This is a genomic window from Streptomyces sp. NPDC026417 (assembly GCF_055567695.1).
Window position 1 is genome coordinate 272,970 of sequence record NZ_JBVHPY010000011.1, and the last position, 9,931, is coordinate 282,900.

The 9,931-nt window shown below is 71.6% G+C and carries 6 protein-coding genes; 4 read left to right on the top strand and 2 right to left on the bottom strand.

Features of this window, described 5'->3' with window-relative positions:
- Positions 1–156: 156 nt before the first annotated feature.
- Positions 157–1,647, bottom strand: a complete 1,491-nt coding sequence (locus ACZ4NT_RS19825; protein ID WP_467726591.1) for a hypothetical protein — start codon at positions 1,645–1,647, stop codon at positions 157–159.
- 181 nt (positions 1,648–1,828) lie between these two features.
- Complete coding sequence (locus ACZ4NT_RS19830; protein WP_121402918.1) at positions 1,829–2,632, bottom strand: endonuclease; 804 nt, start codon at positions 2,630–2,632, stop codon at positions 1,829–1,831.
- Positions 2,633–2,887: 255 nt separating this feature from the next.
- Between ACZ4NT_RS19830 and ACZ4NT_RS19835 the strand changes: the two genes are divergently transcribed.
- The 4 genes from ACZ4NT_RS19835 to ACZ4NT_RS19850 all read left to right on the top strand — a co-directional run bounded on the left by ACZ4NT_RS19835 (position 2,888) and on the right by ACZ4NT_RS19850 (position 9,849).
- Positions 2,888–3,811: a serine hydrolase gene (locus ACZ4NT_RS19835; RefSeq protein WP_467726575.1), complete on the top strand. Its 924-nt coding sequence runs from the start codon at positions 2,888–2,890 to the stop codon at positions 3,809–3,811.
- 207 nt (positions 3,812–4,018) lie between these two features.
- Positions 4,019–7,756, top strand: coding sequence for an ABC transporter ATP-binding protein (locus tag ACZ4NT_RS19840; RefSeq protein WP_467726577.1), 3,738 nt, complete (start codon positions 4,019–4,021; stop codon positions 7,754–7,756).
- A 96-nt stretch (positions 7,757–7,852) separates the two neighbouring features.
- The gene (locus ACZ4NT_RS19845) at positions 7,853–8,239 is read left to right on the top strand and encodes a hypothetical protein (protein WP_121402923.1); all 387 of its coding nucleotides are present in this window, start codon (positions 7,853–7,855) and stop codon (positions 8,237–8,239) included.
- A 161-nt stretch (positions 8,240–8,400) separates the two neighbouring features.
- A complete protein-coding gene (locus tag ACZ4NT_RS19850; protein WP_121402925.1) occupies positions 8,401–9,849 on the top strand; it encodes a S28 family serine protease in 1,449 nt (482 codons plus the stop codon).
- Positions 9,850–9,931 lie beyond the last annotated feature (82 nt).

Consider the following 9,931-nt stretch of genomic DNA (forward strand, 5'->3'; position numbering starts at 1 on the left):
GGAGAAGCCCCTCGCGACGCCTGTTCCTTGGTTGTTCCTCCCCCTGGTGGTGTGGGGGGTGTTCGCGCCGACGCACCGGGGCGAACCCCGCGGGAACGAAAAAGCGCCGGGGGGTGTGCGACACCCCCCCCGCCGCTTTCCCGTGTCCGGGTGCCGTCAGCGCAGGGCCGAGCCGAACAGGGCGTTGGTGTAGGGAGCCGAGATCGTGTTCGGGCCGAACGCGAGGGCGGACGTGGTGGTGAGCCCGGTCGTGGTGCCGCGCAGCACCCAGACCGCGCCGGCCGAGGCGTTCTCGGCCGTGGAGGCGGCGGCGAGGTCCCGGCGGCCGTTGCCGTCGACGTCCAGGAGCGCGGTGCTCACGCCGAACCGGTCGTCCTTCTCGGCGACGCCGGGGACGCCCGCGGTGTCCTGGTGGAAGACCTGGGTGCCCGCGCCCGTGACGCCGTCCGGACCGCCGTGGACCAGCGCGACCGAGCCGGCGTCGGCGATGTCCGTGACGTCCTCGCCCGCGATGCCGAGCGCGATGTCCGCGTAGCCGTCGCCGGTGACGTCGGCGACCGAGACGGAGGTACCGAGCCCGTCGCCCTCCTCCTCGACGCCGGGGAAGCCGGGCAGGTCCTGGTCGAAGGTCTGCACGCGCGTCTCGGAGAGGCCGGAGGCCGAGCCGAAGGCGATGCGGGCCTTGCCGTTCCAGCCGTCGCTGCCGACCACGACGTCGTCGTAGCCGTCGTGGTCGACGTCCCCGATGCCGGTGCCCACGCCCTCGCGGCTGGTGTCCTCGCCGGGTGCCCGGCCCTTGAGGAAGCCCGAAGTGCCGCCGTACAGCAGGCGGTTGCCCCAGACACCGTCACCCTCGTACCGCCACTGGACGAGGTCGTCCCTGCCGTCGCCGTTGATGTCGCCGACCTGGCCCGAGACGACGGGACCCGTGATCGAGTCGCCGTCCTCCTCGCAGCCGCCGCCGGTGGCGCACGAGGCGTCGTCCTCGTCGTAGCCCCACCACGCGGACTTGTCGAGGATGTTCAGGACGGCGGCCGGCGTGCCGGTGCGGGAGACCGGTCCCTTCCACAGGGCGGCTGGGGCGCCGACGGGGTCGTCGCCGCCGACGGACTGCGCGGCGAACAGGGCGAGGTCGGTGGTGCCGTCGCCGTCGAAGTCGCCGGCCTGGGGGGCGGCTCCGTAGCCGGTGAGGGCGGTGCCGCCGGTGAGGCCGGAGGAGGAACCCCACAGGATCACCGAGCCGGCCGTGCCGCCGGATATCAGCAGGTCGCTGAAGCCGTCCTTGTCCAGGTCGCCCTTGGTGAAGGTCGTGCCGAAGCGCTGGTTGGCGGTGGCGGCGCCGGGGACCCCGCTGGTGGAGCGGCTGACGATCTTCTTGTGCGAGGCGGAGAGGCCGCTCGCGGAGCCGTACATGACGGCCACGTAGCCCGCCTTGGCCTGGCTCGACACCGTCGCGGCCGGAGCGCCGACCACGAGGTCGGCGTAGCCGTCCCCGTTGAAGTCGTCCCGGGCGTCCGCCGTTCCGGCGGCCGCATGCGCGGAGGCGCCGGTGAGGGCCCAGGTGCCGATCCCGCCGGCCAGCAGCGCGGCGGCGGCCAGGGGAGCGGTCAGTCGCGCGGAGCGGGTCCTGCGTCGTGCTCGGGACATCGAGTGCCTTTCGTCGTTCCACTCGGACGCGGTGGTCGACGCGTCCACGGAGTGCGACTCGGGCGGGGCGTCACTGGTTGTACGCCCCGATGTCATGGAATGGTCACCGTCCGGTGGCCGCGGACACCGGACGGCACGTGAACTCCCTTTGTAACGCTGTGAGTTCAGGCGGCTACCGGGACTACCAGATCGCTTCCACCCACTCCGGGTGGTCGATGAACGGGTTGCGGTTGTGCTGGTAGGTGTCGTAGATGACCTGGTTGCGCTTCTCCTCGAAGGCGCTCGGCGGGTCCTCGTCGTTCCACTGCTTGAGCACGGCGAGCTTGCCGATGTAGGGGTTGCTGCCGTTGTTGACGCTCTCGTTGGGTTCGAGGTCGGCGAAGCCGTCGCCGCCGTCGTAGCGCACGGCCATGTAGAGGATCATGCGGGCCACGTCGCCCTTGTCCGCGTCGCGCGGCTCGAAGGAGTCGGAGTCGGTGAGGCTGCCGCCACCGCCGCTGACCGTGCTGCCGCCGTTGTCGAAGTCCTTGTTGCCGCGGATGCTGTTGACCTGCACGTCCGCCGGACGCAGGTGGTGCAGGTCCGTGCCGGGGCCGGTCACCTCGCCGAAGTCGCCGTGGGACTTGGCCCACGTGTGCTCGCGGTTCCAGTCGCCGGTGTCGCCGCCGTTGAGGGACTTGCTGCGGGAGACGCCGCTGTACAGCAGGATCACGTTGCTGCTGTTGTTCGGGTCCTGGTCGGTGACCTTGAGCGCGTTCCAGACCGCCGAGTACGAGATCTTGCTCTGGCTGCTGATGATGGTGTGCAGCGAGGACTTCAGGCCCGAACCGGTCTTGCCGACCGCGTTCTTGTAATAGGTGGTGTCGTACGCGGTCGTCGTGGCGCTCGCGGGGGAGGCGGTCACCGTCGGCACGGTGAGCGCCACGAGCACGGCGGAGGTGGACAGCGCCAGCGTCTTCCAGCGGCGTATGTGCGTGGCGGGCATGTGGGGGCATCCGTTCTACGCGGGTTGATTGAGCGGTCAATCGGGAGCGTGACATGGACATGCGTTTCATGGGGTGAACGAGGTGTGTCCGTTCCGTGTCGGAACCGGGCAGGTCCCCGGACGCCCGGGACACCACCGCCGCGGACGGCTGAAACCTGGGCCGGGGCTCGTACAACTTTTCCCGTCCCCGCCTGGTCAAGAGGGGCGAGTGTGCAGGGGGCGCACTCGTATCGCCTCAGGGGATGGGAAACCTTCATGACTCACCGGATATCCGGGCGTGCCCGCGTGCTCGCGGCCGGCCTCGGCGTCGGCGTGCTCGTGCCGCTCACCGCGGCGGCGGCGCCGGCCTCCGCGACCGCACCGCAGGTCACGTGCACGTCCGACCGGGCGGGCCTCGCCGAGAAACTCCAGCGCGACATCACGGCCGCACTGGCCGGCCGCGCGGGCACCGTCGCCGTCGGGCTGCGCGACCGCACCACCAACACCACCTGCACGCTGCGCAGTACCAGCGCCTTCGACTCCGCCAGCGTCGTCAAGGTGACCGTGCTCGCCACGCTGCTGTGGGACGCCAAGAAGCACAACCGCTACCTCACGCAGCGCGAGACCGACCTCGCCACGGCGATGATCACCCAGTCGGACAACGCGGCCACCAGCACCCTGTGGCGCCAGCTCGGCACCACGAAGATCAAGGGCTTCCTCACCGCGGCCGGCATGACCCAGACCAAGCCGGGCGCCGACGGCTACTGGGGCCTGACCCAGATCACCGTGCGCGACGAACAGAAGCTGCTCGCGCTGCTCACCGCCAAGAACTCCGTGCTGAGCGACAACTCCCGCGCCTATGTCCTGAAGCTCATGGGCAGGGTCGTCTCCTCGCAGCGCTGGGGCACCCCGGCCGGCGCGCCCTCCTCGGTCGCGGTGCACGTCAAGAACGGCTGGCTGTCGCGGTCCACCCACGGCTGGCGGGTGCACAGTGTGGGCACGTTCGACGGCGCGGGCCGCGACTACACGATCTCCGTGCTCACCCACGGCAACAGCACCATGAACTACGGCGTCGCCACCATCCAGGGGGTGGCCAAGGCCATCCACAAGGACCTGGTGCCGACCGCCACCAGCGCCCAGCGCTACACGCCGACCGCCACGCCGCGGGAGGCCTTCCCGGCGGTCCCGGCCGGCGGCTGATCCCGGAAGGCGCGTCCCGGCCGGCGGCCGGCGCCCGGCGCCCGGCGGTCGCGGTCGCGGCCCGGCCGGGGCGGACACCGGCGGGCGCGCCGACCGGCGCCGACCTCCCGCGGGGCCGTCCGGGCGGCGAATGTTGCGGAGGGATGAAATCCGCTCCGATCCGTGTTGGTGCTTTCCGGTGGAACCGGATCTAGGGAAGGCATCTGCGTGGCAGCGGAACAGGGCGGGGCGGGCGAACCCGGCTGGGTGCGGCGACTGGCCGGGTACGCGTGGCGCTACCCCAAGGACGTCGTGCTCGCGCTCGGCTCCTCCCTGGGCGGCATGGCCGTCATGGCGCTGGTGCCGCTCGTCACCAAGGTGATCATCGACGACGTCGTGGGCGACCACACCAAGGACATGGCTCCCTGGGCGGGCGCCCTCGTCGGCGCCGCCGTCCTCGTCTACGTGATGACGTACATCCGCCGCTACTACGGAGGGCGGCTCGCCCTCCACGTCCAGCACGACCTGCGCACCGACATGTACGGCACGATCACCCGGCTCGACGGCAGGCGCCAGGACGAGCTGTCCACCGGGCAGGTGGTCGGCCGCGCCACCAGCGACCTCCAGCTGATCCAGGGGCTGCTCTTCATGCTGCCGATGACCATCGGCAACATCCTGCTCTTCCTGATCTCGCTCGGGATCATGGCCGCCCTGTCCCTGCCGCTCACCGGCGTCGCGCTCGCCGTCGCCCCCGCCCTGTGGTTCATCGCCCGGCGCAGCCGCACCCGGCTGCACCCCGCCACCTGGTACGCGCAGGCCCAGGCCGCCGCCGTCGCGGGCGTGGTCGACGGCGCCGTCAGCGGCGTCCGGGTGGTCAAGGGCTTCGGGCAGGAGGACCAGGAGACCGGCAAGCTGCGGGAGGTGGGACGCCGCCTCTTCGCCGGCCGGCTGCGCACCATCAGGCTCAACGCGAAGTACACCCCGGCCCTGCAGGCCGTACCCGCCCTCGGCCAGGTCGCGATGCTCGCGCTCGGCGGCTGGCTCGCGGTGCGCGGGCAGATCACCCTCGGCACCTTCGTCGCCTTCTCCTCCTACCTCGCGCAGCTCGTCGGCCCCGTGCGGATGCTCGCCGTGGTCCTCACCGTCGGACAGCAGGCCCGGGCGGGCGCCGAGCGCGTCCTCGAACTGATCGACACCGAACCGGCCATCCAGGACGGCACGAAGACCCTGCCGGCCGACGCGCCCGCCACCGTCGAGTTCGACGACGTCTCCTTCGGCTACGAGGGCGGCCGCCCCGTCCTCGACGGCCTCTCCTTCGAGATCCGCCCCGGTGAGACCCTCGCGGTCGTCGGCTCCTCGGGCTCGGGCAAGTCCACCGTCTCGCTGCTCCTGCCGCGCTTCTACGACGTGACGCACGGCGCCGTCCTCGTCGGCGGCCACGACGTCCGCGAGCTGACGCAGGAGTCGCTGCGCGCCGCGATCGGACTGGTCCCCGAGGACTCCTTCCTCTTCTCCGACACCGTCCGCGCCAACATCGCCTACGGCCGTCCCGACGCCACCCAGGAGGAGGTCGAGACCGCCGCCCGCGCGGCCCAGGCGGACCGTTTCATCGCCGAGCTGCCCGACGGGTACGACACCGCCGTCGGCGAGCACGGACTGACCCTCTCCGGCGGCCAGCGCCAGCGGATGGCCCTGGCCCGCGCCCTGCTCACCGACCCCCGGCTGCTCGTCCTCGACGACGCCACCTCCGCCGTGGACGCCCGGGTCGAGCACGAGATCCACGAGGCCCTCGCGCACGTCATGCGCGGCCGCACCACCCTGCTCATCGCCCACCGCCGCTCCACCCTGAACCTCGCCGACCGCATCGCCGTGCTCCACGAGGGACGGCTCGCCGACCTCGGCACGCACGAGGAGCTCCAGAAGCGCTCGGCCCTGTACCGGCAGCTGCTCACCGACCCGGACGAGCTCGGCGGCGTCTCGCCCGGCCACGCCGGGCCCGCCCCGGTGCAGGAGGACACCTCGGTACGGGACGAACTCGACGCCGAGTTCGACGCCGAGCGCGGCGTCACCCCGCACCTGTGGACCGGCGACCGCGAACCGAAGGACGACGCGATCGCGGGGATGCCGGCCACCCCCGAACTGCTCTCCCAGGTCGAGGCGCTGCCCCCGGCCACCGACACCCCCGGCATCGACGAGGCGCACGCGGTCACCCCCGAGGACTCCTACGGGCTGCGCAGGCTGCTGCGCGGCTTCGGGCTGCCGCTGCTGGTGAGTCTCGCGCTGGTCGCCCTCGACGCGGGCATGGGCCTGCTGCTGCCGGTGCTGATCCGGCACGGCATCGACCAGGGTGTCTCGCAGCTCGCCCGCGGCGCCGTGTGGACGGCCGCCGCGCTCGCCCTGCTCAGCGTGCTCGTGCAGTGGGCGGCGCAGATCGGCGAGACCCGGATGACCGGGCGCACCGGCGAGCGGGTCCTCTACTCGCTCCGGCTGAAGATCTTCGCGCAGCTCCAGCGGCTCGGTCTCGACTACTACGAGCGGGAGCTGACCGGCCGCATCATGACCCGGATGACGACGGACGTGGACGCGCTGTCCACTTTCCTGCAGACGGGCCTCGTCACCGCCTTCGTCTCCGTCGTCACCTTCTTCGGCATCATGGGCGCGCTGCTGGTGATCGACGTGCAGCTGGCGCTGGTCGTCTTCGCGACCCTGCCCCCGCTGGTCATCGGCACCTTCTTCTTCCGCCGGGCCAGCGTGAAGGCGTACGAACTCGCCCGCGAGCGCGTGTCGGTGGTCAACGCCGACCTTCAGGAGTCCGTCTCCGGGCTGCGGATCCTCCAGGCCTTCCGGCGCGAGGAGGCCGGCCGCACGCGGTTCGCCGAGCGCAGCGACAGCTACCGCCGGGCGCGCATCCGCGGCCAGCTGCTGATCTCCGTGTACTTCCCGTTCGTGCAGCTGCTGTCCTCGGTGGCCGCGGCGGCCGTCCTGGTCGTGGGCGCGCACCGGGTGGACGCCGGCACGCTGACGACCGGTGCGCTGGTCGCCTACCTTCTCTACATCGACCTGTTCTTCGCGCCCGTGCAGCAGCTCTCCCAGGTCTTCGACGGCTACCAGCAGGCCACCGTCTCGCTCGGCCGCATCCAGGAGCTGCTCCGCGAGCCGACGTCGACGAAGAGTGCCGCCGAGCCGCTCGAAGTGCTGTCCCTGCGCGGGGAGATCGCCTTCGAGGACGTCGACTTCGCCTACGGGGACGCCGAGGAGGCGCTGAGCGGTGTCACGCTGGCCGTCCCCGCCGGGCAGACCGTCGCCTTCGTCGGGGAGACCGGCGCGGGCAAGTCGACCCTCGTGAAGCTGGTGGCCCGCTTCTACGACCCGACGGGCGGGCGGGTCACGGTGGACGGAACCGATCTGCGCGATCTCGACCTCACCTCCTACCGCCACCGGCTCGGTGTCGTCCCGCAGGAGGCGTACCTCTTCCAGGGCACGGTCCGTGACGCCATCGCCTACGGCCGCCCCGACGCCACCGACGCCGAGGTCGAGGCCGCGGCCCGTGCCGTCGGCGCCCACGACATGATCGCCACCCTCGACGGCGGCTATCTGCACGAGGTCGCCGAGCGCGGACGCAACCTGTCGGCCGGGCAGCGCCAGCTGATCGCGCTGGCCCGCGCCGAACTCGTCGACCCCGACGTCCTGCTCCTCGACGAGGCCACCGCGGCGCTGGACCTGGCCACCGAGGCCATGGTCAACCAGGCGACCGACCGGATCGCCGGCCGCCGGACCACCCTGGTCGTGGCACACCGGCTGACCACGGCGGCCCGCGCCGACCGGGTCGTCGTCATGGACCACGGCCGGGTCGCCGAGGACGGCACCCACGAGGAACTCCTCCGGCTGAACGGGCGGTACGCCGAACTGTGGCGCACCTTCGTGGGGGCGCCCGAGTCCGGGGAACCCGTCCGCTCCACCGCCTGATCCGGTCGTCCCGCAGCGCCGCGGCACTCGCGCAACCATCCGACGTACGTCCTGCGTCCGTACACCAGTACGCTGATTGCGGCGGGAGGGACGACAGTGGACAGTGGTGCGATACGCCGACGGCTGGCGCTCGGGACGGCCGTGCTGGCCGCGTCCGGAATGCTCGCCCTCGCCGTCCCGGGCAGCGCGGAGGCCGCCTCCTACTGCTCGGGGCGCAAGGTCCGCACGCTGCCCTTCTCCACCGGTTCCGTGCACGTGTACAAGCGCGGCGGGTACGTGTGCGCGGTGACGTTCCCCGGAAAGCGCGGCGCCCGCAAGTCGATGTCGGTGAGCGTGCAGGCGCGCGGCAGCCGCCCCGTCGTCGACCGGGGGCGCTACACGCACCACGCCGGCCCGGTGACCGTGCACGCCGGACGCCGTTGCGTCTGGGTCAAGGGCGCCGTCGGTGCCGGCTCGGTGAGTTCCGGCTGGATCCTCTGCTGAACCGCGCACCCACCCCTGCGGCTCCCGTCCCGGCCCGATGCGTGGGCCGATAGGGTCGGATACGGGACAGATCCGGCAGGTGCCCTCAACATCCCCTGGTGTACCGGGTGTTGCTCCGCTAGGTTCCGGCGGACATCCGCGTATTTCCCAGGGGAGGGTGCATGCGCAAGGCGCTCAGATGGCTGCTGGCGCTCACGGTGCTCATCGGCACGTTGAGCACGGCCGGGGCGGCCACCGCCGCCCAGCCGGAGGCCACCGGCACCGCCGGTACCACCAGTACCGACATCAAGGACCAGCTGCTCGCGATACCGGGCATGAGTCTGATCGAGGAGAAGCCGTACACCGGGTACCGCTTCTTCGTCCTGAACTACACCCAGCCCGTCGACCACCGGAACCCGTCCAAGGGCACGTTCCAGCAGCGCATCACCGTGCTGCACAAGGACGTCTCGCGTCCGACGGTCTTCTACACCGGCGGCTACAACGTCTCCACGAACCCCAGCCGCCGTGAGCCGACCCAGATCGTCGACGGCAACCAGGTCTCGATGGAGTACCGCTACTTCACCCCGTCCCGGCCCGCGCCGGCGGACTGGAGCAAGCTCGACATCTGGCAGGCGGCCAGTGACCAGCACCGCATCTTCAAGGCCCTCAAGCCCCTCTACGGCAAGAAGTGGCTGTCCACGGGCGGTTCCAAGGGCGGCATGACCGCCACCTACTACGAGCGCTTCTACCCGCGCGACATGGACGGGGTCGTCGCCTACGTCGCCCCGAACGACGTGGTGAACCACGAGGACTCCGCGTACGACCGCTTCTTCGCGACCGTGGGCACCAAGGAGTGCCGCGACCGGCTGAACGCGGTGCAGCGCGAGGCGCTCGTCCGCCGCGAGCCGCTGGAGAAGAAGTACGCGGAGCTGGCCGCCTCGGAGGGGTACACCTTCACCACCATCGGCAGCCTGGACCGGGCGTACGAGGCGGTCGTCCTCGACTACGTCTGGGGCTTCTGGCAGTACAGCCTGCTCTCCGACTGCGACGACATCCCGGCCGACGCGGCGCACGCCACGGACGACGAGATCTGGACCTCCGTCGACACGATCTCCGGCTTCTCCGCCTACACCGACCAGGGCCTGACCACGTACACGCCGTACTACTACCAGGCCGGTACGCAGCTCGGAGCGCCCACGATCCACTTCCCGGCCATCGAGAAGAAGTTCATCCGCTACGGGTACCAGCCCCCGCGGAACTTCGTGCCGCGCGACATCCCGATGACGTTCCAGCCGTGGGCGATGCGCGACGTCGACACCTGGGTGCGGCACAACGCGCACCACATGCTGTTCGTCTACGGCCAGAACGACCCGTGGGGCGCCGAGCGCTTCCGTCTCGGCTCGGGTGCGCGTGACGCGTACGTCATGACGGCCCCGGGGCTGAACCACGGCGCCAACGTCGCGGGACTCGTTCCCGAGCAGAAGGCGCTCGCCACCGCCCGCATCCTGGCCTGGGCGGGTGTCGCCTCGGCGGCCGTCCAGGAGAACCCGTCGGCGGCGAAGCCGCTGGCGAAGTTCGACGCCCGGCTGGACAAGCGGGACGTCGAGCGCGAGCCCGCGCTGCGTCCGTAACGCCTGTGCCGGGGGGGGGGGGGGGGGGGGGGGGGGGGGGGGGGGGGGGGCGGGGGGGGGGGAGAGGGGGGGGGGGGGAGAA

Excerpts from the sequence above, each read along its gene's own strand:
- ACZ4NT_RS19825 (WP_467726591.1), bottom strand. The coding sequence starts at position 1,647 with ATGTCCCGAGCACGACGCAGGACCCGCTCCGCGCGACTGACCGCTCCC.
- ACZ4NT_RS19830 (WP_121402918.1), bottom strand. The coding sequence starts at position 2,632 with ATGCCCGCCACGCACATACGCCGCTGGAAGACGCTGGCGCTGTCCACC.
- ACZ4NT_RS19835 (WP_467726575.1), top strand. The coding sequence starts at position 2,888 with ATGACTCACCGGATATCCGGGCGTGCCCGCGTGCTCGCGGCCGGCCTC.
- ACZ4NT_RS19850 (WP_121402925.1), top strand. The coding sequence starts at position 8,401 with ATGCGCAAGGCGCTCAGATGGCTGCTGGCGCTCACGGTGCTCATCGGC.